The organism is Prochlorococcus marinus CUG1433 (assembly GCA_017644425.1).
In the GTDB taxonomy this organism is placed as follows: domain Bacteria; phylum Cyanobacteriota; class Cyanobacteriia; order PCC-6307; family Cyanobiaceae; genus Prochlorococcus_A; species Prochlorococcus_A marinus_U.
The window spans coordinates 1039847-1063135 of record JAEPLN010000001.1; the positions used below are offsets into that span (position 1 = coordinate 1039847).

General features: G+C 33.8%; 23 protein-coding genes, 1 tRNA gene, 1 other RNA gene and 1 riboswitch. Of the genes, 17 read left to right on the forward strand and 8 right to left on the reverse strand.

Features of this window, described 5'->3' with window-relative positions; all coding sequences use genetic code 11:
- The first annotated feature begins 30 nt into the window (after positions 1-30).
- Positions 31-1542, forward strand: a complete 1512-nt coding sequence (gene lysS / locus JJ842_05875) for a lysine--tRNA ligase (protein MBO6971440.1) — start codon at positions 31-33, stop codon at positions 1540-1542.
- Between the two features lie 55 nt (positions 1543-1597).
- Positions 1598-1846 carry a hypothetical protein gene (locus JJ842_05880; protein ID MBO6971441.1) on the forward strand — a complete coding sequence of 83 codons (249 nt, stop codon included), beginning with the start codon at positions 1598-1600 and terminating at the stop codon, positions 1844-1846.
- Positions 1847-1869: 23 nt separating this feature from the next.
- Here the strand turns inward: JJ842_05880 and smpB are convergent, their stop codons facing one another.
- Positions 1870-2364, reverse strand: coding sequence for an SsrA-binding protein SmpB (smpB, locus tag JJ842_05885; GenBank protein MBO6971442.1), 495 nt, complete (start codon positions 2362-2364; stop codon positions 1870-1872).
- A gap of 52 nt (positions 2365-2416) precedes the next feature.
- On the opposite strand from smpB, the gene ruvB reads away from it, so the two are divergent.
- From ruvB to thiC, 5 genes are all read left to right on the forward strand, one after another.
- On the forward strand, positions 2417-3475 hold the full coding sequence (gene ruvB / locus JJ842_05890; protein MBO6971443.1) for a Holliday junction branch migration DNA helicase RuvB: 1059 nt from the start codon (positions 2417-2419) through the stop codon (positions 3473-3475).
- The gene (locus tag JJ842_05895; protein ID MBO6971444.1) at positions 3462-4250 is read left to right on the forward strand and encodes a tetratricopeptide repeat protein; all 789 of its coding nucleotides are present in this window, start codon (positions 3462-3464) and stop codon (positions 4248-4250) included. Before ruvB ends, JJ842_05895 begins: the two co-directional genes overlap by 14 nt.
- A gap of 3 nt (positions 4251-4253) precedes the next feature.
- Entirely contained in the window at positions 4254-5438 is a 1185-nt protein-coding gene (locus JJ842_05900) for an amidohydrolase (GenBank protein ID MBO6971445.1), read from the forward strand.
- Entirely contained in the window at positions 5435-5650 is a 216-nt protein-coding gene (locus JJ842_05905; GenBank protein MBO6971446.1) for a DUF3188 domain-containing protein, read from the forward strand. The genes JJ842_05900 and JJ842_05905 overlap by 4 nt, the downstream gene beginning before the upstream one ends.
- A 58-nt stretch (positions 5651-5708) precedes the next feature.
- A riboswitch (TPP riboswitch) is annotated at positions 5709-5807 on the forward strand.
- A 35-nt stretch (positions 5808-5842) separates the two neighbouring features.
- A complete protein-coding gene (thiC, locus tag JJ842_05910) occupies positions 5843-7213 on the forward strand; it encodes a phosphomethylpyrimidine synthase ThiC (protein MBO6971447.1) in 1371 nt (456 codons plus the stop codon).
- 14 nt (positions 7214-7227) lie between these two features.
- Here thiC and tkt read toward each other — a convergent pair whose 3' ends face one another.
- The 3 genes from tkt to acpP are packed head-to-tail and all read right to left on the reverse strand — an operon-like array spanning position 7228 to position 10768.
- On the reverse strand, positions 7228-9234 hold the full coding sequence (tkt, locus tag JJ842_05915; GenBank protein MBO6971448.1) for a transketolase: 2007 nt from the start codon (positions 9232-9234) through the stop codon (positions 7228-7230).
- Positions 9235-9277: 43 nt separating this feature from the next.
- On the reverse strand, positions 9278-10522 hold the full coding sequence (fabF, locus tag JJ842_05920) for a beta-ketoacyl-ACP synthase II (protein ID MBO6971449.1): 1245 nt from the start codon (positions 10520-10522) through the stop codon (positions 9278-9280).
- Between the two features lie 6 nt (positions 10523-10528).
- A complete protein-coding gene (gene acpP, locus JJ842_05925; GenBank protein MBO6971450.1) occupies positions 10529-10768 on the reverse strand; it encodes an acyl carrier protein in 240 nt (79 codons plus the stop codon).
- A gap of 133 nt (positions 10769-10901) precedes the next feature.
- On the opposite strand from acpP, the gene psaC reads away from it, so the two are divergent.
- Complete coding sequence (psaC, locus tag JJ842_05930) at positions 10902-11147, forward strand: photosystem I iron-sulfur center protein PsaC (GenBank protein MBO6971451.1); 246 nt, start codon at positions 10902-10904, stop codon at positions 11145-11147.
- An 80-nt stretch (positions 11148-11227) separates the two neighbouring features.
- Positions 11228-13123, forward strand: coding sequence for a glutamine--fructose-6-phosphate transaminase (isomerizing) (glmS, locus tag JJ842_05935; GenBank protein MBO6971452.1), 1896 nt, complete (start codon positions 11228-11230; stop codon positions 13121-13123).
- Between the two features lie 24 nt (positions 13124-13147).
- Here glmS and rimM read toward each other — a convergent pair whose 3' ends face one another.
- Positions 13148-13687: a ribosome maturation factor RimM gene (gene rimM, locus JJ842_05940; GenBank protein ID MBO6971453.1), complete on the reverse strand. Its 540-nt coding sequence runs from the start codon at positions 13685-13687 to the stop codon at positions 13148-13150.
- 24 nt (positions 13688-13711) lie between these two features.
- Between rimM and JJ842_05945 the strand changes: the two genes are divergently transcribed.
- On the forward strand, positions 13712-13897 hold the full coding sequence (locus JJ842_05945) for a DUF3252 domain-containing protein (GenBank protein ID MBO6971454.1): 186 nt from the start codon (positions 13712-13714) through the stop codon (positions 13895-13897).
- A gap of 3 nt (positions 13898-13900) precedes the next feature.
- On the opposite strand, the gene rnc is transcribed toward JJ842_05945, so the two are convergent.
- Positions 13901-14650, reverse strand: a complete 750-nt coding sequence (gene rnc, locus JJ842_05950; protein MBO6971455.1) for a ribonuclease III — start codon at positions 14648-14650, stop codon at positions 13901-13903.
- Between the two features lie 20 nt (positions 14651-14670).
- Positions 14671-15048, reverse strand: an RNA gene (gene rnpB / locus JJ842_05955) — RNase P RNA component class A.
- Between the two features lie 39 nt (positions 15049-15087).
- Here rnpB and JJ842_05960 point away from each other — a divergent pair.
- The 3 genes from JJ842_05960 to JJ842_05970 all read left to right on the forward strand — a co-directional run bounded on the left by JJ842_05960 (position 15088) and on the right by JJ842_05970 (position 16059).
- A tRNA-Arg gene (locus tag JJ842_05960) sits at positions 15088-15161 on the forward strand.
- 78 nt (positions 15162-15239) lie between these two features.
- A complete protein-coding gene (locus JJ842_05965) occupies positions 15240-15572 on the forward strand; it encodes a hypothetical protein (GenBank protein MBO6971456.1) in 333 nt (110 codons plus the stop codon).
- Positions 15573-15603: 31 nt separating this feature from the next.
- On the forward strand, positions 15604-16059 hold the full coding sequence (locus JJ842_05970; GenBank protein ID MBO6971457.1) for a hypothetical protein: 456 nt from the start codon (positions 15604-15606) through the stop codon (positions 16057-16059).
- Here JJ842_05970 and JJ842_05975 read toward each other — a convergent pair.
- On the reverse strand, positions 16052-18598 hold the full coding sequence (locus JJ842_05975; GenBank protein ID MBO6971458.1) for a glycogen/starch/alpha-glucan phosphorylase: 2547 nt from the start codon (positions 18596-18598) through the stop codon (positions 16052-16054). The genes JJ842_05970 and JJ842_05975 overlap by 8 nt on opposite strands.
- 154 nt (positions 18599-18752) lie before the next feature.
- Between JJ842_05975 and JJ842_05980 the strand changes: the two genes are divergently transcribed.
- The 4 genes from JJ842_05980 to JJ842_05995 are packed head-to-tail and all read left to right on the forward strand — an operon-like array spanning position 18753 to position 23289.
- Positions 18753-20120 (forward strand): cation:proton antiporter, encoded by a 1368-nt coding sequence (locus JJ842_05980; GenBank protein MBO6971459.1) that lies wholly within the window; start codon positions 18753-18755, stop codon positions 20118-20120.
- 42 nt (positions 20121-20162) lie between these two features.
- A complete protein-coding gene (locus JJ842_05985) occupies positions 20163-21062 on the forward strand; it encodes an alpha/beta fold hydrolase (GenBank protein MBO6971460.1) in 900 nt (299 codons plus the stop codon).
- 9 nt (positions 21063-21071) lie between these two features.
- Positions 21072-21926 (forward strand): galactose mutarotase, encoded by an 855-nt coding sequence (locus JJ842_05990; protein ID MBO6971461.1) that lies wholly within the window; start codon positions 21072-21074, stop codon positions 21924-21926.
- A gap of 13 nt (positions 21927-21939) precedes the next feature.
- The gene (locus tag JJ842_05995) at positions 21940-23289 is read left to right on the forward strand and encodes a hypothetical protein (GenBank protein ID MBO6971462.1); all 1350 of its coding nucleotides are present in this window, start codon (positions 21940-21942) and stop codon (positions 23287-23289) included.

Genomic DNA, 23289 nt, shown 5'->3' on the forward strand with positions numbered 1-23289 from the left:
ATTAAATAAAACAAACATTTAGAGTAAATTTTGTCGGAAATCAGAGAAGCTCGCTTACAAAAAGCTAATTCACTAGTTAATAAAGGATTTGCTTCTTACGCAGAAAGTTTTAAAATTTCTCATACTACAAAATTCCTTATTCAAAAATTTGATTATTTAGAAAATGGTCAAGAGGAAAACTTTAGTGTTTCTCTTGCGGGTAGAGTAATGGCAAAAAGGGTAATGGGAAAAATTGCCTTTTTTACAATAAGAGACCAAGAAGGCCAGATTCAGCTTTATTTAGATAAAAAGATTCTTAATGTTAATTTAGAAAACCAAAAATTACTTTCTTTTGAAGATATTAAGGAGATAGTAGATATTGGAGACTGGATAGGTATCTATGGAACTATCAAAAAAACTAATAAAGGTGAGCTTTCAATTAAAGTAGAAAAATGGGAAATGTTATCTAAATCATTACAGCCTCTTCCAGATAAATGGCATGGATTGACCGATATTGAGAAAAGATATAGACAGAGATATTTAGATTTAATAGTTAACCCTCATTCGAAAAATGTATTTAAAACAAGAGCAAAATCTATAAGTTTTATTAGACAATGGTTAGATAAAAGAAATTTTCTAGAGATAGAAACTCCAATTCTTCAATCTGAAGCTGGAGGTGCTGAAGCAAGACCATTTATTACTCATCACAATGCATTAGATATTCCCCTTTATCTGAGAATAGCTACGGAATTACATTTAAAACGAATGGTTGTGGGAGGATTTGAGAAAGTTTATGAATTGGGAAGAATCTTCCGTAATGAAGGGACAAGTACAAGGCATAATCCAGAATTTACCTCAGTTGAAATTTATCAAGCTTTTTCTAATTATGTCGATATGATGGATTTAACAGAGGAATTGATCAAAGCAATCGTAGCTGATGCATGCGGTTCTTTGGTCATAAATTATCAAAATAAGGAACTTGATTTTGCTAAACCTTGGTTAAGAGTATCCATGAAAGATGTAGTCAAGCAATATACAGGAATTGATTTTGATTCTTTCAGTGGAGACTTGCAAGCAGCAAAACAAGCAGTTAAAAGTATAAATATTGAATTTTCTTCTAAAGTTAATACTATGGGAAGACTTTTAAATGAGGTCTTCGAGCAAAAAGTAGAGTCAGAGCTAATACAACCCACTTTTGTTATCGATTATCCTGTTGAAATTTCTCCTTTAGCTAGGCCTCATCTTGATAATAAAGATATGGTTCAGAGGTTCGAATTATTCATTTTTGGACGAGAGTTAGCAAATGCTTTTAGTGAATTGATAGATCCAGTAGATCAAAGAGAGAGAATGCAATTACAGCAATCCCTTAGAGATGAAGGAGATCTAGAAGCTCATTGTATTGATGATGATTTTTTAAATGCTTTAGAGATCGGGATGCCTCCTACCGGGGGATTAGGCATAGGTATTGATAGACTAATTATGCTAATTACTGATAGTCCCTCAATTAGAGATGTAATCCCCTTTCCATTGTTAAAACCAGAAATAACTCCTAATAAAAATTAAAAATTTACCTTGAATGAAGTAAAATAATTAGATTAACCCAATACGAAAATTTTAAATGAGTGGTGAACGTGTTGGTTTCCGTTTTAAACATGCGGATGCAGTAGTAAAAAGAAATCCTCAAGGCCGGTCAAGGAGAGGATGGGTTATTGAACCGGTAGAGCAAACTACGAGCAGGGGCACAAAAATGCCTGCCTATAAAATTCGCTGGAGAGATAGTGAGAGACCAGAGACTGTCTTGCAGCATATGTTAATTGCAGATCCCGATCCTTCCCCTCCCCCAAGTTCAGTTATTTTAGATTCATAGTCTCAACAAAGATTTAAAGTTTTTTATCGTTTTAGAGCAGAGTTTATTTCTTTTTTTAAGTCTTTTTGTTTTTCTGATTGTCTTTTGTCATGTATTTTTTTGCCTTTACCAACTCCAATAGTGAGCTTTATCCATGACCCTTTTAAATAGAGAGATAAAGGAACGATCGTCATTCCTTTTTTTTCAGTATTCGATCTAAGTTTTATTATTTCTTTTTTATGTAAAAGCAACTTTCTATTTCTTAATGGATCATGATTAAAAAAAGATCCCACATTTTTGTGTGGTGAAATGTGAACATTTAATAATAAAATCTCTCCATCTCTGAATGAACAGTACCCATCTCTCAAATTTGCTTTTCCGTTTCTAATAGACTTTACTTCAGTTCCTAAAAGTTCAATTCCAGCTTCGATTGTTTCAGATATTGTATATTGAAATTTTGCATATCTATTTTCAGCAAGACGTTTAAAATTATTTTCTTTTTTAGTATTTTTTTGAACTTTATTTGAATTTTTTGCCATTTTAGTTGTAAAAAATCTTTCTACTCAGAACAATTGCAATTAACCTTTCATTATGGCAATAATTTCTTCCAATATAGACGATAACGACTTTTCTCTTAGTAAAAAAGAAATTAGGCTAGTTGATTCAAAAATCATTCCTGAAGAAAAAAGAAATAATAATTTTAACTTAGCTAGGCCTACTTCTTTTAAAGATTTTATTGGGCAAGAACAACTCAAGTCTTCATTAAGAATCGCTATAGATGCTTCAATTTATAGAAAAGAACCTTTGGAACATACTCTTTTATATGGACAGCCAGGTTTAGGTAAGACGACCTTAGCTTTTTTGATAGCTCATGAAATGAATACAAGATGTAGGGTAGCTTCGGCACCCGCACTTGAAAGACCAAGGGATATTGTTGGACTTCTGCTTGGATTGAAGGAAGGTGAAGTTTTATTTATTGATGAAATTCATCGCTTGAATAGGTTAACTGAAGAGTTGTTATATTCTGCAATGGAAGATTTTAGACTAGATTTAACTATAGGAGCTAATAGAGGAGCACGGTGCAGAACAATTAATCTTCCCAGGTTTACTCTGATTGGTGCGACAACTAAATTAGCCGCAATTAGTGCTCCCCTAAGAGATAGATTTGGTATATCTCAGAAAATTGAATTTTATACATCTGATGAATTAAAACAAATTATTATTAATTTCTCTAAATTAATAAACCTTAATTTAGATGATGAAGCATCTTACAATTTAGCAAAGATATCCAGAGGGACTCCAAGAATCGCTTTGCGATTGTTAAAACGCGTTAGAGATTATGCTCAAGTTGTTAAAAAAACTAAAGTTATTTCTTTTAATTTAATCAAAAAGGCTTTATATTCCAACCAAATAGATGAAAAGGGATTAGATTCGTTTGATAGAAAATATTTATCTTTTCTAAATCAGAACAATAATATTCCTACTGGCCTTGATTCAATTGCAGCTGGACTGGGAGAAGATTCTTCAATGTTAGAATTTGTAGTTGAGCCATATTTAATCAAAATTGGCTTTCTCATTAGAACTCCTCGAGGAAGATTGCTTACTGGTTTAGGGAAAAAGTACATTGAATCAACAAATGAAAACTTTTAAAAATTTTAAGATTTGTTTTTTATTCATTTTTGTTTTTGTCAATATTTTTTATGTAGCACCATGCTTTTCATTATCTTTGAGGGAAGATTTATTCAAACATGCATTAGATTTAAGTTCAGTTGGAAAATTCAATCTCGCTTTAGAAGAATGGAATCACTATCTTGATTCTTATCCTGATGACGCTGCAGGTTTGAGTAATAGAGGTAATGTAAGACTTGTCATTGGAGATGCACAGGGATCAATAGATGACCAAAATAAGGCAATAAGTTTAAACCCAAATGAAATAGACCCTTACATAAATAGAGGTATAGCCGAGGAGGCATTGGGACTATGGTCTGAAGCGAAAAAAGATTATATGTTTGTTATTTCTCAAGATAGCAAAAATTTTTCTGCATTATATAATTTGGCTAATGTTGAAGGCTCTACATCACATTGGGAAAAAGCAAGAGATTTATTTTCAAAAGCTGCTTTATATAATCCAGGATTTGCCATGGCAAGATCAAGTATGGCTTTGGCAGATCTCCAGTTGGGAAATATTGATAAATCCGAAAAAGAATTAAAAAAACTAATTAGACGTTATCCGACCTTTGTCGATGCTCGGGCAGCTTTGACAGCTTTGAATTGGTCCAAAGGTGAATACGGTATAGCAGAAAGTAATTGGATATCAGTAACTGAATTAGATCCTAGGTATAGTGATGAGGAATGGTTAAAAAAAATTAGAAGATGGCCTCCTAAACCAGTTAAAGATTTAATGAACTTTGTCGATTTAAAATAAGTAATGCAGAGGGAACAGTTTTTAGAAAAAATTGATTCGTTTAATGATGAATTAATTAATATAAGAAGACATATTCATGCACATCCGGAGTTAAGTGGGCTTGAAAATCAAACAGCGATTTTGATAAGTGGTTTTTTAAAAAATATTGGTTGGAGTGTGAAAGAATCTATAGGCAGGACAGGAGTTGTAGCAGATTTTGGCCCCTTAGATAAAGGCATTATAGGTTTAAGGGTAGATATGGATGCTTTACCCATATTTGAGGAAACTAAATTAAGTTTTTCTTCAAAAGTAGATGGTGTGATGCATGCTTGTGGTCATGATTTGCATATATCGATTGGATTGGGTGTAGCAAAAATTGTTAAAGATTTAAAACTTAATTTTGGGACTAGGATTATTTTCCAGCCGGCTGAAGAAATTGCGAGCGGAGCTAGATGGATGATTAAAGATGGAGCAACTAATGGTTTAACCCATATTTTTGGTGTTCATGTGTATCCTGATTTATCTGTAGGTACTATTGGGATTAAAGAGGGAAGTTTAACTGCAGCCGCTGGAGAAATCAAAGTAGAAATCAAAGGCAAATCAGGGCATGGTGCTAGACCTCATGAAGGCGTTGATGCCATTTGGGTGGCCTCTAAAGTTATCTCGGGAATTCAAGAATTAATAACACGTAAGTTAGATCCTTTGGATCCTGTAGTAATCACTTTTGGTAAAATAAATGGTGGTAACGCATTCAATGTTCTTGCAGAAAAGGTTAATTTAGTTGGCACTGTTAGATGCACTAATCTTAAATTATTTAAGAATATCGGAAATTGGCTTAATGAAAATATTTCTTCTTTAGCTAATAGTTGCGGAGCTGATGCTAATGTGATTTTTCGAGAAATTACTCCACCAGTTAATAATAATTTCGAAATTAATAGGGTTTTAAGAGATTCGGGAATAAGCGTTGTTGGTCAACAAAATGTAATTGAATTGCAAAAACCATCATTAGGTGCTGAAGATTTCGCTGAATTCTTGAATGAGATTCCTGGGGCGATGTTTAGGCTTGGTGTCTCTAATTCAAATGGATGCTCTCCGCTACATAGCTCCAAATTTGATCCAGATGAAGGAGCTATTGCTATTGGAATTAAAGTGATTACAGAATCCATTGTAAGATTAAATTATGAATTAATTAATACCGTTGATAAATGAAAATTGATAAATTGTTTATTTTGTCTTTAGTAGCTCCTTTGATGGTGTTTGTATCAGCTATTGGCCTGATATCAAGAGACAATTCTAGGAAGATTTTTTATTTGCCTATTGGCTTAGTGGGGATTTCAATTATTTTGGAGAAAGATATAAAAAGAAGATTGGATAGGAAAAATATCTTAAATAAGTTAAAGACTTTTCAAAAAGTTAAATAAAAAAAATTATTTTTACGCAACATCTGATGACTATTTTTTAGAAAAGAGCTATTAATAATATTAATACTAGGGGTGCTAAGAAATTTAACTTAGCTGAGATCATACCCTTTGAACCTGAATTACTAATTCTGATCCAGGGAAGTGGAAACTTGATCAAACTTTAGTTATAACACTTTTAAAAATTTATAAATTATGAGAAGTTCTTGGATTAAGCCTCGTCTTGGAAAAGACAATGTAACTCAGATGAACTTTGCTAGGAACGGGCATATTACTGAGGAAATGGATTTTGTTGCTAAAAAAGAAAATCTACCTTCTTCTTTAATAATGGAAGAGGTGGCAAGAGGAAGATTAATAATTCCAGCTAATATTAATCACTTGAATCTTGAGCCTATGTCTATAGGTATTGCTTCTAGGTGTAAAGTTAATGCGAATATTGGTGCTTCTCCTAATGCGAGTGATATTAATGAAGAAGTAGAGAAGCTAAAGTTAGCAGTTAAATATGGGGCTGATACAGTTATGGATCTTTCTACAGGAGGAGTAAACTTAGATGAAGTTCGGCAAGCAATTATTAACGAATCTCCTGTTCCAATAGGAACAGTTCCTGTTTATCAAGCTTTAGAAAGTGTACATGGCTCAATAGATAGACTTACTGAGGATGATTTTCTTCATATTATTGAAAAACATTGCCAGCAGGGCGTGGATTATCAAACTATTCATGCTGGATTATTAATAGAGCATTTGCCAAAAGTTAAAGGAAGAATTACTGGAATTGTAAGTAGAGGTGGGGGTATTTTAGCGCAATGGATGTTACATCATTTTAAGCAAAACCCACTTTATACAAGGTTTGATGATATCTGTGAGATTTTCAAAAAATATGATTGTACCTTTTCTTTAGGTGATTCACTTAGACCTGGATGTTTGCATGATGCTTCTGATGATGCTCAGTTAGCTGAATTGAAGACCTTGGGGGAGCTGACTAGAAGAGCATGGAAACATAATGTTCAAGTAATGGTTGAGGGTCCTGGTCATGTGCCTATGGACCAAATTGAGTTTAATGTGAGAAAACAAATGGAAGAATGTTCAGAAGCTCCTTTTTATGTACTTGGTCCATTAGTAACAGATATTTCCCCTGGTTATGACCATATATCAAGCGCTATTGGAGCGGCTATGGCTGGTTGGTATGGAACTTCTATGTTATGTTACGTAACTCCAAAAGAACATTTAGGCCTCCCAAATGCAGAAGATGTGCGAGAAGGGTTAATTGCTTATAAAATTGCTGCTCATGCTGCTGATATAGCTAGACATAGAGCTGGAGCTCGTGACAGAGATGATGAACTGAGTCATGCAAGGTATAACTTTGATTGGAACAAGCAATTTGAACTTTCACTAGATCCAGAAAGAGCAAAGCAGTATCATGATGAAACATTACCTGAAGAAATTTATAAGAAGGCTGAATTTTGTTCAATGTGTGGACCTAAGCATTGTCCAATGAATTCTAAAATCTCTGATGAATCCCTAGACCAATTAAAAGATAAACTTGAGGGATGTAATACTTCTGCTTAATTATAAATTAATGCTTATAAAATTTCCTTTGTCTTATTTACTACGTTTTCAACTGTAAATCCAAAATTATTCATACATTCACCACCTGGTGCTGATGCCCCAAATCTGTCCATAGTGATACAAATCCCATCAAAACCTGTGTATTTATGCCAACCAAATGAGTGGGCAGCTTCTACAACGACCCTCTTTGTAACACTTCGAGGTAAAACACTTTCTTTGTAAGATTCTTCTTGTTCTTCAAATAGTTCTAGACAGGGCATGGAAACAACTCTAGTTTGTTTACCTAGATTTGAAATTTCCTTGCTTGCTTCTATGCAAAGATTTAGTTCACTTCCAGTGCCAATAAATATTACATCTGGTGTTCCTTTGCAATCAGAAACTATATATCCACCTAATGCAACTTTTTCAATTGATGTATTTTCTTGATTTGGCATACCTTGTCTGCTTAAACAGAGGGCAGAAGGTCTTTTTCGATTTTGAATAGCAAGCTTATAAGCCCCACTCGTCTCATTCCCATCTCCTGGCCTAAAAACTAGCATGTTGGGCATTGCACGAAGAGAAGGAATTGTCTCAATCGGTTGATGTGTTGGACCATCTTCACCTACACCAATTGAATCGTGGGTTAGTACATAGATGACTCCTAATTCGCTGAGTGCTGAAAGCCTCATTGAACCTCTCATATAATCTGCGAAAACAAGGAAGGTTCCACCATAAGGTATGAGACCACTATTGTGATAGGCAATACCATTAAGTACTGCTGCCATAGCATGTTCTCGTACACCAAAATGTAAATATCTTTTTTCAGGACTATAAGATTGGAAAGATCCAGTTTCACCCTTTATGTCAGTATAGTTTGAGTGTGTTAAGTCTGCTGATCCACCAATTAGTTCAGGTAGATTAGGACCTAAGGCACCTAAACATATTTGTGAATGCTTTCTGGTAGCTAAACCTTTATCATCAGGAGAATAGGAGGGGAGATCTGAGTCCCAATTATCAGGTAGTTGGCCATTTAACATTCTCTTTAACTCAGCTCCTTCGGAGGGATACTTTTTCTGATATTCTTCAAATTTAGAATCCCATTGTCTCTCTAAATTTTCACCTTTGTTTACTGATTTTCTAAAGTGTTTATAAACCTCATCTGGTATTTCAAATGGAGGATATTCCCAATTTAAGAACTTTCTTGTTAGTGAGGCTTCTTCTTCTCCTACGGCTGCCCCATGAATGCCAGCAGTATCTGATTTATTAGGCGAACCATAACCTATGGTTGTAGAAATTTTTATTATTGATGGTTTGTCAGTAATTAATTTTGCTTTTTCGATAGCTTCAGTTATTCCTTTTACATCATGATTTCCATCTTCTACATGTTGGACATGCCATCCATAAGCCTCGTATCTTTTTAAAACATCTTCAGTGAAAGAAACATCAGTGCGACCATCAATTGTGATTTGATTATCGTCGTAGAGTGCAATTAATTTTCCAAGTTTGAGATGACCTGCTAATGAGCAAGCCTCTGATGCAATACCCTCTTGATTACAGCCGTCACCCATTATTACGTAAGTAAAATGATCAACGATATTGCAATCAGGCTTATTGAATTTAGCCGCTAAATGAGTTTCAGCTATTGCTAAACCAACTGCATTAGAAATTCCCGCTCCAAGAGGCCCAGCTGTAACTTCAACTCCTTCAGTTTCGAATGTTTCTGGATGGCCAGGGGTTTTTGATCCCCATTGCCTAAATTCTTTAATATCTTCTATGGAGACTGATTTGTACCCTGTCAGATGTAGTAAAGAATATAACAACATACAGCCATGCCCAGCTGATAATACAAAACGATCTCTGTTAAACCATTTTGGATTATTGGGGTTGTGATTTAAGATGTTTTGCCATAATGCATAACCCATTGGCGCACATCCCATTGGCAACCCAGGATGTCCACTATTAGATTTATTTACTGCATCTACAGCAAGCATCCTTATACTATTTACACAAAGTGATTCTAATGAAACAGATGCAGCGACCATTGTTTTTAAATAAGATAAATTGGATATACAGAGTTGGTTGTCATCAATTCATTTTGCTGAAAGCAAGGCAAACGTTGTGACCACCAAAGCCGAAGGAATTAGAAAGAGCTACTCCTATTTGAGCTTCTCTAGCGTTATTTGGTACATAATCAAGATCACAATCAGGATCTGGATTAACGTAGTTAATTGTAGGAGGGATAAAATTATGTGTCAAAGAAAGTATACAAGCTACTGCTTCTATACCTCCTGAACCTCCTAGAAGATGACCAGTCATCGACTTAGTAGAGCTTACAGGAATAAGGTAAGATCTGTCTTTAAATATAGATTTAATTGCAGAAGTTTCATTTTTATCATTAGCTGATGTACTAGTTCCATGAGCATTAATGTAATCAACTTTTTCGAGGCTTAGAGAACCATCCTCAATTGCTAATTGAATGGCTTTTGCGCCTCCAACCCCGCCTGGAGAAGGAGCAGTGATGTGATGAGCATCACATGTTGTTCCATATCCAATAATTTCTGCATAGATTCTTGCATCTCTTTTTTGAGCATTTTCTAGGGTTTCTAAAACAAGGATTCCAGATCCCTCTCCAATGACAAATCCATCTCTTTCAGCATCAAAAGGTCTACTAGCTGTTTGAGGACTTTCATTTCTGAAAGAAAGAGCTTTAGCACTCGCAAAACCAGCCACTCCAAGAGGTGTAATACTAGCTTCAGCTCCTCCACAAATCATCGCATCCGCCTTTCCAAGTTGCAGTAATCTAAAAGAATCACCAATTGCATTTGAACCAGCAGCGCAAGCAGTGGAAACTGAGGAACTTGGTCCTTTTGCTCCTAAAGCAATGGCAGCTAGCCCAGTTGCCATATTTGGAATCATCATCGGAACCGTAAATGGACTTACTCTTTTTGGTCCTTTATGACTCAGTATTTGAGCCTGACTTTCCATAGTAAGTAATCCTCCAACTCCAGAGCCAATAATTACTCCAATTCTTGATGCATTGGATTCATTAATTTCAAGTCCAGAATCTATAAAGGCTTGTTTTGCTGCAATAACTCCAAATTGTGAGAAACGATCCCACCTTTTGGATTCTTTAGGTTCAATAAAATTTTCAGATTGAAGATTTTTAACTTCTGCTGCAAATTTGCAAGGATGTTGTTCAGGATCAAAAAGAGTAATCTGTGATACCCCGTTTAATCCTTTTTGAAGGCTGAGTAAATATTCATCAATGTTGTTTCCAATTGGAGTTACTGCTCCGATACCAGTAATAACTACTCGATGGAAATTTGGCATTCTAGTTTAACCTTTTTTTTCTTCGATGAATTTAACAGCATCGCCGACTGTTGCGATACCTTCCGCTGCTTCATCAGGGATTTCAATATCAAATGCTTCCTCTAGAGCCATCACCAATTCAACGGTATCTAGAGAATCAGCACCCAAATCATTTTGGAAATTTGAATCTGATTTTACTTCTCCTGCCTCAACGCTTAATTGCTCTGAAACAATAGAACAGACTTTTTCAAGGATTTCTTGTGACATAGTTTATGGAAATTACTAATTATCTATAAGATTTTATGCCCTAGAGTTAACAAGAGTGAAGCATATCTTAATTTTTTTAATTTCTTTGTAAGACAATAGTATTATAAAACGAGGTTCAAAAGACAATTTTTACATGTCACACGCAGTTAAAATTTATGACACATGCATTGGATGCACCCAATGTGTAAGGGCTTGCCCACTGGATGTTTTAGAGATGGTTCCATGGGACGGCTGCAAAGCTGGCCAAATTGCTTCATCTCCTAGGACTGAAGATTGTGTAGGTTGTAAAAGATGTGAAACAGCGTGTCCAACAGATTTCTTGAGTATACGTGTCTATCTTGGAGATGAAACTTCTAGGAGTATGGGCTTAGCTTACTAGTTATATAGTGCAGTTTTAAGAGAGTCCATGTTTTAATAAATACACATTTTTTTTCAATATAATTGAAAAAAAACTGACGTATGTGTGGAATAGTAGCTGTTACGGGTTATAAAAAAGCTCTACCATTATTGATGAATGGTTTAGAAAAACTCGAATATAGAGGTTATGATTCTGCGGGAATTGCAATAATAAATTCTGAGACTAAAACCATTACTTGTAACAAAGCAGAGGGAAAACTTCAGAATTTAATAAATCAACTTAATAATAAGAATATAACTGGGGCTGTTGGTATTGGACATACTCGTTGGGCAACCCATGGAAAACCTGAAGTTAAAAATGCTCATCCTCATATTGATAGTTCAGGAACCATCGCAGTTGTTCAAAATGGTATTATTGAGAATTTTCAAGAGTTAAAAAATAAATTAGAGGCAGAAGGTATTATTTTTAATTCTGATACTGATACTGAAGTTATTCCCCATTTAATACAAAGAGAGTTAAAAACATTAAGTCAACTTAATCTTGAGAATAATGGTTCAACATTATTAGTTGCAGTAAGAAATGTAATATCTGATTTAGAAGGGTCTTATGCGTTGGCAGTTTTATGGGCTGGTGCTCCAACCTCTTTGGTTGTCGCGAGAAGACAAGCACCTTTGATTATTGGTTTAGGTGAAGGAGAATTTATATGTGCTAGTGATACTCCAGCTATTGCAAACTTTACAAATATTATTCTTCCTATGGAGGATGAGGAAATAGCATTACTAACTCCGTTGGGAATTGAAATATATGACTCAAATAACGAGAGACAATATCGAAATCCAGTCTCTTTAAAAGTCTCTGAGCAAATAATGGATAAAATGAATTTCAAACACTATATGTTAAAAGAGATATATGATCAGCCTCTTACAGCAAAGAATTGGTTAGAAAATTATTTAGTTAAAAACATAGAAAATGGTAGATATCAAGTCAACTATTCCTTTGATACAAAGTTTTTTGAATCAATCGAAAGAATTGAAATTATTGCTTGTGGTACTAGTAAACATGCTGCAATGGTGGGTAGCTTTTTATTAGAACAATTCTCAGGAATCCCTACAAATGTCTTTTACGCAAGTGAATTTCGTTATTCACCGCCACCACTTTTACCAAATACATTAACTATTGGAGTCACTCAATCTGGAGAAACTGCTGACACAATCGCTGCTATTGATATGGAAATTAAAAGACGGTCAATAATTGAAGATAAAAAATATAAGCCTAATCTTATTGCAATAACAAATAGAAAAGAGAGCTCTATAGGCAGGCAAGTTGCAAATATAATTGATATTTGTGCAGGAATTGAAGTTGGAGTTGCTGCAACCAAAACTTTTTTTGCTCAACTACTTTCTTTTTATGGATTAGCTATAAAATTTGCCCAAATCAAAGGTAGCCAAAGTCCAGAAGAAATAGCCAAATTAATAACTGCCCTTACAAAACTGCCACCATTACTAGAAGATCTTTTGGAGAAACATAATAAATCCTCAGAAAAGTTAGCACATGATTTTTTTAATATAAAAGATGTAATCTTTTTGGGAAGAGGTATAAATTATCCTATAGCCCTTGAAGGAGCTTTAAAACTTAAAGAAATTAGTTACATACACGCTGCGGGATATCCAGCAGGTGAAATGAAACATGGGCCAATCGCTTTGTTAGATAAAAAAGTTCCAGTAATTTCAATTGCTTCTCCCGGTGAAGTGTTCGACAAAGTTATCAGTAATGCTCAAGAAGCAAAAGCTAGAGACTCATATTTGATCGGTATTGCTCCTGAATGTAATGGAACCGAAATTTTTGATTATTTAATGAAAATTCCTGTTTCTAATGAATGGATTACACCTTTACTTAACATAATACCGTTGCAATTATTGAGTTACCACATCGCAGCTCACAGGGGGCTTGATGTTGATCAACCAAGAAATTTGGCTAAAAGTGTAACTGTTGAATAATTAATCTCCTTTAGTTTTTGAAATTTACAGCTCTAGCAGTCCTTTTGGAGGATTAATGACGAGAAAATTATTTTTTAAATCAACAAGCGGGACAATTTCTTTTACAAAGGGTATTAAAACCTTTTTTTTATTTTTGATAAGTTCGATAACAAGTAAATTATTTTTCTCATTTTCTAAATTAATAACTTTCCCAATTACTTTTAATTCTTTTTTCTCTAATGTTTTTACATGCAAATTTATTAGTTCCAGTAAATGAAATTCTTCTTCGTTTAATTTAGGAAGCTTATTTGTTTTTACAAGAATTTTATATTTTTTAATTTCCTCAGCATGATTTCTATTATTTATCCCTTTAAATTTAATGATGTAGGTTTCTTTTCCAGGCTGTTTATAACCAGCAGTAAGTTCCATTTTTATAGGGGATTCATCTTCTTTTTGCAACCATCTTGTGCCTGGTTTTATAAATCTTTCTTCAAAATCACTTAGAGACCGAACCTTCACTTGTCCATTAATTCCATGACATGATGTTATTAATCCAACAACTAACCATTTATTTTTATTTATCATAGATTGTAGTAAGTTCAGTTTTTTATGGAATTATCGAGTAAACCAATACTCCCAGGTTCTTTAGTTGTTGTAAAAGATACTAACTCCATATACAGAGGATATAAAGGATTTGTACAGAGGGTTACAAAAAATAGAGCAGCTGTTCTTTTTGAAGGGGGTAATTGGGATAAACTCATCACTTTCCAACTAAAAAGTCTAGAAATAGTTTAAAAATTAGAACCTTTCTGATGTCATGAACTTTTCTATTAAATTTCTTGCTGCATTTTTTTCTGCTTCTTTATGGGATTTGCCAAATGCAGAAGACTCTTTTAATCCTCCGATCAAAATATCGCAATAAAATCTTTTTGGATCCCCATTTTTTTTTGATTTTTCAATTATTTTATATATTGGTAAATTTAAGCCTTTACTTTGACACCATTCTTGCAATATTGATTTAGCTTTGTATTTATAAGGCGCTTTTAATAATACTTCTGAGTCTTTTGTCCAAGTATCATCTAGCCATAGATTAACTTCTTGAATCGAATTAAAACTTTTGTAAAGAGCACCTATTAAAGCTTCTGTAGCTTCACCAATAATGGTGTTTCTTGAATTTTCATCGCCAAGAGCTTTGGGCCCTTTTATGATTACTTTCTCAATACCAATTTTACATCCTAATTTAGTTAACCATTCATCACTAACAATTTGTGCTCTTAGCTCTGATCGTTCACCTACACTCATTTGAGGATATGTTTTTTCAATAAATGTCGATGCAGCTAGTCTGAGAACTGCATCTCCAAAAAATTCCAATTTCTCATAATTTATTATTTTGTCATTTGAGGAATGAGTTAATGCTTGGTTAAAATATTGAATTACTGCAATGTTTTTTGTTTTAAGAATTTCAGAAAATCTTTTTGATTTGATTTTTAGAGAATATAAAAAAGAAATTATTTCGTTAATTCTTGTTTGGTTAATTTTATTCATAATTATTTAAATAATCACAAAAATTAAAAAGCAGGTCATAAGCCGGGTTCTGTTCATCTTAAATAAGATGGGCAATCATCTATCTAGGACTGGAATTACTTCACAGTCTCAAGCGGCGCTTCAAAGTAGATTGTTTAATGGTCATAAATCTACTAAGCCTTGCTCCCAGCCGGGGTTTACCTAGCCAACACTTCTCAATGTTGCTGGTGCGCTCTTACCGCACCCTTGCACCCTTGCCGTACAAAAAGTATTAGGCGGTATGTTTCTGTGGCACTATCCTCACGGTTACCCGCACTGGGAGTTACCCAGCAAGCCTGACCATATGGGAGCCCGGACTTTCCTCAAAAAAGTTTTATTTTGAAAACAAAATAAAACTTTTTTGCGATTGCCTCTCCTGCTTTCATTTAGCATAGTGCTTATTACTCCAAAAATCATCTATTGGGGCTGTAGCTCAGCAGGATAGAGCAACGGTTTCCTAAACCGTAGGTCGTGGGTTCGACTCCCGCCAGTCCCGTATAAGTAATAAACTATATGTAGTATGTGTGCAAACTTGCTACTCTCTAGCTAGCGTATAGTTAGTAATAAATCTTTTATGGCTAAGTTACATGATATGCGTTTAAAACTTTTAATCCAACAAGAACAGGAACGTATTTCTAAATCCCAACCTAATGATTTAGATCTTTCGATAGTTCAAGCAAGATGCTTATGCTGGCTTGCTTTATTGGCAGAAGCACATGAAGACCAAGCTAATGATGCTGAAAAAAGAGGTGATGCAGAACAAGCGATGGGATGGTTTGCTGATTCTATGCGATTAAGAGATGTTATTAACTTAGTTACTAGTATTGAGATTCCTTTGCCTGATAGTCCAGATTCTCTCGATGAAAATGACGAATTATTGGATGGTCCTACAATTATGCCCAAATAGTGAGATGATATAGATAGAGTTATTTTTTCTTTTGACTGAAGAACCGTGTCAATGCTCTGATTGTCAGAGATTTTATAAAGAGCATGATCGTCTTATTAGAGAATTTCCTACTTTTAAGGAGCAACAAGAATTAAATTGGGCATCAATTCAAGCTTTCAGAACGCTTTGTAGCAAGGTTACTAATGATTTGCAGAGACAATTATCTGAAAGAGAATCTAATAAAGAGACAGCTCCAAAAGAAACACATATTTCCGACACAGAAATTACTGAAGCTTTAGATGAAATTGAAAGTGTAAATGCTTACTTATTTTCGATTGAAGCATTAATGGAAAGAATTTTTGATACAAAAATTTCAAATGGTATTGAAGTGAAATTTAGAGAAATTGCAAATGAATTAGCACCAGATCCATTAAATATAGATAGATTAATTTTAAATAGACTATTTCATCAAACTCCAGATTTCCCTGATAAGAAAAATATTAATTAGTTAATTCTTCAACATCGCACGTAATTTCTACAGGCATTGGAGAAACTTTCCAAATTGATTTGCAGTACTCTCTTATAGATCTATCTGAAGAAAAATATCCTGATCTCGCAGTATTTAGTAATGCCATTTTATTCCAAGATTTCTTATTGTTCCAGCATTCACTTACTTCGTCTTGTTTATTCAAATATTCTTCGAAGTCTGCCATTACAAAAAATGGGTCATGTCCAGTCAGGCTATTTAAAAGCGGTTTAAATAATTCTTTATCCCCATTACTAAAATGTCCAATTTCAATTAACCGTATTACTTCTTTTAGTTCTGGACATTGATCAATAAAAGTTTTGGGCGAATAATTATTATCTTTTAAATCCATAATTTCACTTTCTGTTTTTCCGAACAAGAAGAAATTCTCTTTTTTCACAAGATCTCTTAATTCCACATTTGCTCCATCTAAGGTTCCAATTGTTAAGGCTCCATTCATGGCAAACTTCATGTTTCCTGTCCCAGATGCTTCTTTTCCAGCAGTTGAGATTTGTTCTGAAAGATCCGTTGCAGGGTATACTATTTCACCAAGTTTAACGTTATAGTCTGGTAGAAAAACAACTCTTAATAAGCCATCCATATCTGGATCAGAATTAACTACATCTGCAATACCATTAATGAATCTAATCATCAATTTTGCCATAAAGTAACCTGGTGCAGCTTTACCACCGAATATTATTGTTCTTGGGACTTCAAATTTGTTTGTACCATTTTTGATTCTTAAATATTGAGCGATAATTTGAAGAGCGTTTAAATGTTGCCTTTTATATTGATGTATTCTTTTGACTTGAACATCAAATAAACTTGATGGGTCTACAAGTATTCCAGTTTTTGCATGGATAAAACTAGCTAATTTTCTTTTGCCATTTAGTTTAGTTTCTTCAAATTTTGCTAAAAAATTGTTGTCATCTTTTTTTTCTTCTAACTTTTTAAGAAGTTCCATATTTGTTATCCAATTAGGACCAACTTCTTTTTCGAGAAGGTTAGATAATGATGGATTAGATAGAGCGACCCATCTCCTTGGAGTAACTCCATTAGTTACATTTGTAAATTTTTCAGGCCATAATTCTGCAAATTCAGGCAGAAGTTGTCTTTTTATTAGATCTGAGTGAAGAGCTGCAACACCATTTATATGATGGGCTCCAATTGTAGCCAAGTGGGCCATCCGAACTGATTTAGAGCCTTCTTCATCAATTATTGAAAGTTTTTGAAGGATCTTGTCATCACCAGGATAACGTAGTCTTAATTGTTGTAGAAATCTCCAATTAATTTCATAAATAATTTCTAGATGACGAGGAAGAAGATCGTTAAATAAACCTAGATCCCATTTTTCTAAAGCTTCTGGTAGCAATGTGTGGTTCGTATAAGCAACTGAAGAGGTTGTTATGTTCCAAGCTTTATCCCAACCTATTTGATATTGGTCAATAAGAAGTCGCATTAATTCAGCAACTGCAATGGCAGGGTGGGTATCATTTAATTGGACTGTCCAATGCTTAGAGAATTCCGTTATTGGTATTGATCTTTTTTCAAGGCTTCTCAACATATCTTGAAGAGAACAACTTACAAAAAAGTGTTGTTGTTTTAGTCTTAATCTTCTGCCTTCGTCAGTTCCATCATTTGGGTATAGAACTTTTGAAAGTGTTTCAGATGCAACTTTTTCTTCAACTGCACCATAATAATCACCAATATTGAAAGCATAAAAGTCAAAACTTTCTGTTGCATCAGCTCTCCATAATCTTAATCTGTCACATGTATTTACTCTGTATCCTAAAACTGGAACATCGTGAGGAACTCCAATAGCATGTTCAGAAGGAATCCATCTTGATCTGTAGTTACCTTTATCATCTCTGTAACTTTCAGTTCTGCCTCCAAAACCAACGAAACAAGATTCGTCTGGTTGTGGAAGTTCCCATGGCCATCCACCTTTTAACCACTTGTCAGTTACTTCAACTTGCCAACCATCTCTAATTAACTGATTGAATATTCCAAATTCATATCTAATACCATAACCAACTGCCGGAACTTGTAGAGATGCTAATGATTCCATATAACAAGCTGCAAGCCTGCCAAGTCCACCATTTCCTAATCCAGGCTCCTCTTCAACTTCAAGAATTGTTGACAATGATTCAATGCCAAATCTTTTTAAAGCATCTTCTGCCTCTTGAGTTATTCCAAGATTAAGAAGATTATTACTTAATTGAGGGCCAATTAAAAATTCTGCTGATAGGTATGCTACTGTTTTTTGTGGTTTTTTTCTTATGACTTCTTGGCTGGCTAAATATCTTGTCATCAGCCTATCTTTAACTGCATAACTTAAAGCCATGTACAAGTCGTGATGACTTGCAGAAGTAGCCAACTTTCCAAGGGTATAAAATAAATGTGCTGTCATTCCTTGAAAAACAGCATCAGAATCCATGCCAGCTTTCTCAGGATCTAAGTAGCAGCCTGGAGTAGGCAAGCGTAGATCGAAGGGTTCGTTGGAATTCATTAGATTAGCCATATAACAGACAATAGCCATTTTTTTGAAAATTTCTTTGTTGTAACTTCAGATCCACACTTGTTGAGTATTTTTGCTTTTTTCTTACATATTTCTTAAAGTGGGCCCTCAATAAACTATCTTCCAATTAGGTAGTTTATTTTTTCTCTCATTTCATATGTATTGTTTACTTGCTGAATTAAGTGCACATGATTTAGAAGTTGCTGAAACGCTGATAGGAGTTATAAGGTTTCTATTGATATTTTTAGCTGCAAGAGCATTAGCAGAAGTATTAGTAAGACTAAGTTTACCAACGATAGTGGGCGAGCTTCTTGCAGGGGTTGTAATAGGGGCATCAGGATTCCATTTGTTGATACCTCCCTCGGCTGGAACCGAATTAAATGAAGGACTTGTAAATGTTATTAGCTCGTTGGCTTCAATCCCCCCAGAAGCAGTACCTGATGTTTATTTCGAAAGTTTTCCATCACTCCAAGCAGTAGCAACTCTTGGCTTATATGCTCTTTTATTTTTAACAGGATTAGAAAGTGAGTTAGAGGAATTAGTAGCTGTAGGAGCTCAGGCTTTTACAGTTGCTATGGCTGGTGTAATTTTACCCTTTGCCTTTGGAACGCTTGGATTAATGTTTATTTTCCAGGTAGATCTAATTCCAGCAGTTTTTGCTGGAGCATCTATGACAGCGACAAGTATAGGAATTACTGCTAGTGTTTTTGGTGAGTTGGGATATTTAAAAACTAGAGAAGGACAGATTGTTATTGGTGCAGCAGTGCTAGACGATATTTTGGGAATTGTAATTCTTGCTGTTGTTGTGGCTCTTGCTGCAGGAGGTACATTAGAAATTGCTCCTATTGTTAAATTAGTTGCTGCAGCTGTAGTATTTGTTATTGCTGCTATCGCATTAAGCAGAACAGCAGCCCCAGGGTTTGATTGGTTATTAGATAGATTAAAGGCTCCTGGAGCCGTAGTGGTAGCTTCCTTTGTGATACTTGTGCTCTGTTGTTTTGTCGCAACAGCCATTGGATTGGAAGCAGCTTTAGGTGCTTTTGCAGCTGGACTAATTCTTAGTAGTTCTAAAAATAATCACGCAATTCAACAATCCGTTTTACCTTTAGTATCCTTATTCGCAACTATATTCTTCGTATTAGTAGGAGCTGGAATGGATTTATCAGTTATCAATCCATTTGATCCAACAAGTAGGTCAGCTCTTGTAGTTGCAGGATTTTTATTAGTTGTAGCAATCATTGGAAAAATTGCCGCCGGATGGGTATTTTCGAGTGATAAACCTACAAATAGGTTAGTTGTAGGTTTGGGCATGATGCCTAGAGGAGAGGTTGGTTTAATTTTCCTTGGGCTGGGAACAAGCGCTAAGTTGTTAACTCCTTCTCTTGAAGCAGCTATTTTATTAATGGTTATAGGAACTACATTTCTTGCACCTGTACTCTTGAGAATTGTTCTAAAAGATAAGCCACCAAATGATGGCAATAAAATTTCAGATGATGTTGCAGCTGATCCTGTAGGTCTTCTTTAGGAAATAATTTTATTAGTATTGATTAATATAGTATTTTCATAAATGGAAAAAACAGCTCTGATAGATAGTGATGTAAATTTTGACTGGAATTTTTTAAATTATCCAATACATACTGTTTCTGCTAAGCCAGAGAAAACAGTAAAAGAATACGCAATTTTATTAATTCATGGTTTTGGTGCTTCTACGGATCATTGGAGATTTAATATTCCTGTTTTGAGTACTAAATACGAAGTTCATGCAATAGATTTACTTGGTTTTGGAAAAAGTCCTAAGCCTCAAGACGTCGAATACTCAGGATCTTTATGGAAAGATCAGGTTGTCGCTTATGTAAAAGAGAAAATAAAAAAACCTACAATTATTGTTGGGAATTCATTAGGTGGTTATGCAGCATTAGCAGCTGGTGCAGAATTAAATGAGCTAAACGCTGGAGTGATCTTACTTAATGCTGCTGGATATTTTAGTGAAGAAAAAACTATCAAAAAGAATATGTTGCAAACTTCCATTGAAACAGTTGCCGGCATATTTTTGAAAAATATTGTTCTTCAACGTTTGATTTTTGAGAATATGAGAAATCCAAAAAATATTAAAAAAACTTTGAATCAAGTTTATGTTGATAAAAAAAATGTTGATGATTTTTTAGTTGAGTCAATAAGGAAGCCTTCTCTAGATTTCGGAGCTTTTAATGTTTTTAGAAGTGTATTTAACCCATCAGGTCCTCAGGGATTGCCATTAGATAAGCTATTCGCAAAACTAAATGCACCATTATTACTTCTTTGGGGAGGCAAAGATCCATGGATGAACACTCCAAAAAAAAGAAATCTATATAAAAAATTTACACCAAATAATACAAAAGAAATTATTCTTGATGCAGGACATTGTCCTCATGATGAGATACCTGAATTAGTTAATCAGCATATTTTGGATTGGGTTGATTCTCTTTAAGTAATAATCGTGAAACTTGAATCATCTAATAAGGACAAAGGAATTTTTGTCTTTCAATTAGATAAAAATAACTACTTCAAATTTTGTCCTGAAAGAGGAGGCGTAATAACAAATTGGGTTTCGGATGGTAATGAAATTCTTTATTTCGATGAAAAAAGATTTATGGAAAAGAAAAAAAGTATTAGGGGAGGCATTCCAATCTTGTTTCCAATATGCGGAAATCTAAATACTTCTAGTTCAGTATTTGGAAATGATTATTTGCAATTACCACAACATGGTTTCGCTAGGGATTTGCAATGGCAATACTCCTTCAATAAAAATGAAAAACTTTTATGCTTATTCTTCAATTCATCTAAAAAAACCAAAAAATATTATCCTTTCGATTTCGAACTAAAAATAGAAGTTACCTTAAAAATTAACTCTTTAGAATTTGAAATTACAATCCATAACAAAACAGACCTTGCTATGCCTATAAATTTTGGCTTGCATCCTTATTTTAATATTTCAGATTTCAAAAATATAGAGTTTGTTGATAATCCACTTAATTGTCAGGATCAAGAAAGAAATACTATAAGTAATACTTTGGATGAATTAAACAAAATTAATTTAGGAGTTGATTTACTTATGTATACTTCCGGTAGAAGCTCTTTTCGAGATAAAATTTTTAAAAGAGAGGTAACTTTAAATCATCCATATCCTTTTGATTTAGGGGTTATTTGGAGTGATCCTCCAAGAAGAATGATATGTCTCGAACCTTGGACTAGTCCACGAAATTCTTTTGTTGATGGATTTAGAAACATTATGATTCCTTCAAATGATAGTAAAAGGTTAAATGCCTCAATACAAATAAAATCTCTTAAGTAATTTTGCAATACTTATGAAATTTGTCGTTATAGATGATGATCCCACAGGCTCTCAAACTGTGCACGATTGCTTATTACTGCTTAAGTGGGACTGCTCAACTTTAGTCAAAGGTTTTGAATCTAAATCTAATTTATTTTTTATTTTGGCTAACACAAGGTCACTATCGGAAAGTGATGCGAAATTAACAATAGAGGAAATTTGCAAAAATCTTAAGACTGTAATTACTTCTCAAGCCTATGAAGAAGAAATTATTTTTATTAGTAGAGGAGATTCTACTCTTCGAGGACATAACTATTTAGAGCCAATTGCTCTAAATAGTTGTTTAGGTCCTTTTGATGCTACTTTTCACATTCCAGCTTTCATAGAGGGTAAAAGATTAACAATTAATGGATCTCATTTTGTTGATAAAACTCCTATTAGTCAAACTATTTTTGCAACAGATAAAATTTTTGGATTTGAGACAAGTAATGTCAAGAATCTTTTATTTCAGCAGAGTAAATCGCAAATAAATTTTGAAGATATTCAAAATCTTTTATTGTCAGATATCGAAATGCTAAATGATGAAGAAAATAATATTGTTTTTAAAAAACTAAAGAACTTGAAGAATAATAAACATGTAGTTGTAGATGTAGAAAATTATTCTCAACTAAAAAAATTTTCTTTAGTAATTAAAAAATTAATTAAACAAAAAAAATTCCTTTTTCGAACTGCAGCAAGTTTTATAAGTTCAATTTCTGAGAAAAAAAGTGTCTCTCAGAGTGAAATATTTTTCTCTAATTTAAGAATAAGAAATAAAGAAAAGAGTTTTCTTCCTGGACTGATAATTGTTGGATCTTATGTAGAACTTTCAACAATTCAATTGAATAATTTATTAGAAATAAGTAATTGCAATCCAGTTGAATTAGATGTTTTTGAATTCTTTAAAATAACTTCATCAGATAATAATCAGAAGCGATGGAATTTGTTTAAAAATAAATTTTTAAAAGAAATTAGATTCTCTTTTGAGAAAGGAAAAACTCCTGTTTTTTTTACTTCAAGAAAATTTATGTCTTTAGATTCTTCTGAACTATTTAATTTTTATAATTTACTTGCTAGTTTTATTGCTGAATTAGTCGCAGATTTGAAGTATGAAATAGGATATTTGATTTCAAAAGGTGGAATAACAACAAATTTGATTCTTAGTAAAGGACTTAATGCAGATTATGTTTATCTTGAAGGACAGATTTTAACTGGCATTTCAGTGGTGACTTACGACCTAAAAAATGGCGAAAAACTTCCTATTGTTACTCATCCTGGAAATATTGGCACTAAAGATTCACTGGTTAATATTTGGAAAGTTTTTGAAAATAAAAATAATTTTTAA

What these genes read in the sequence shown, in the direction of transcription:
- JJ842_05880 (MBO6971441.1), top strand. Translation starts at nt 1,598, where the DNA reads ATGAGTGGTGAACGTGTTGGTTTCCGTTTTAAACATGCGGATGCAGTA.
- smpB (MBO6971442.1), bottom strand. Translation starts at nt 2,364, where the DNA reads ATGGCAAAAAATTCAAATAAAGTTCAAAAAAATACTAAAAAAGAAAAT.
- ruvB (MBO6971443.1), top strand. Translation starts at nt 2,417, where the DNA reads ATGGCAATAATTTCTTCCAATATAGACGATAACGACTTTTCTCTTAGT.
- JJ842_05895 (MBO6971444.1), top strand. Translation starts at nt 3,462, where the DNA reads ATGAAAACTTTTAAAAATTTTAAGATTTGTTTTTTATTCATTTTTGTT.
- JJ842_05900 (MBO6971445.1), top strand. Translation starts at nt 4,254, where the DNA reads ATGCAGAGGGAACAGTTTTTAGAAAAAATTGATTCGTTTAATGATGAA.
- JJ842_05905 (MBO6971446.1), top strand. Translation starts at nt 5,435, where the DNA reads ATGAAAATTGATAAATTGTTTATTTTGTCTTTAGTAGCTCCTTTGATG.
- thiC (MBO6971447.1), top strand. Translation starts at nt 5,843, where the DNA reads ATGAGAAGTTCTTGGATTAAGCCTCGTCTTGGAAAAGACAATGTAACT.
- tkt (MBO6971448.1), bottom strand. Translation starts at nt 9,234, where the DNA reads ATGGTCGCTGCATCTGTTTCATTAGAATCACTTTGTGTAAATAGTATA.
- fabF (MBO6971449.1), bottom strand. Translation starts at nt 10,522, where the DNA reads ATGCCAAATTTCCATCGAGTAGTTATTACTGGTATCGGAGCAGTAACT.
- acpP (MBO6971450.1), bottom strand. Translation starts at nt 10,768, where the DNA reads ATGTCACAAGAAATCCTTGAAAAAGTCTGTTCTATTGTTTCAGAGCAA.
- psaC (MBO6971451.1), top strand. Translation starts at nt 10,902, where the DNA reads ATGTCACACGCAGTTAAAATTTATGACACATGCATTGGATGCACCCAA.
- glmS (MBO6971452.1), top strand. Translation starts at nt 11,228, where the DNA reads ATGTGTGGAATAGTAGCTGTTACGGGTTATAAAAAAGCTCTACCATTA.
- rimM (MBO6971453.1), bottom strand. Translation starts at nt 13,687, where the DNA reads ATGATAAATAAAAATAAATGGTTAGTTGTTGGATTAATAACATCATGT.
- JJ842_05945 (MBO6971454.1), top strand. Translation starts at nt 13,712, where the DNA reads ATGGAATTATCGAGTAAACCAATACTCCCAGGTTCTTTAGTTGTTGTA.
- JJ842_05965 (MBO6971456.1), top strand. Translation starts at nt 15,240, where the DNA reads ATGGCTAAGTTACATGATATGCGTTTAAAACTTTTAATCCAACAAGAA.
- JJ842_05975 (MBO6971458.1), bottom strand. Translation starts at nt 18,598, where the DNA reads ATGGCTAATCTAATGAATTCCAACGAACCCTTCGATCTACGCTTGCCT.
- JJ842_05980 (MBO6971459.1), top strand. Translation starts at nt 18,753, where the DNA reads ATGTATTGTTTACTTGCTGAATTAAGTGCACATGATTTAGAAGTTGCT.
- JJ842_05985 (MBO6971460.1), top strand. Translation starts at nt 20,163, where the DNA reads ATGGAAAAAACAGCTCTGATAGATAGTGATGTAAATTTTGACTGGAAT.
- JJ842_05995 (MBO6971462.1), top strand. Translation starts at nt 21,940, where the DNA reads ATGAAATTTGTCGTTATAGATGATGATCCCACAGGCTCTCAAACTGTG.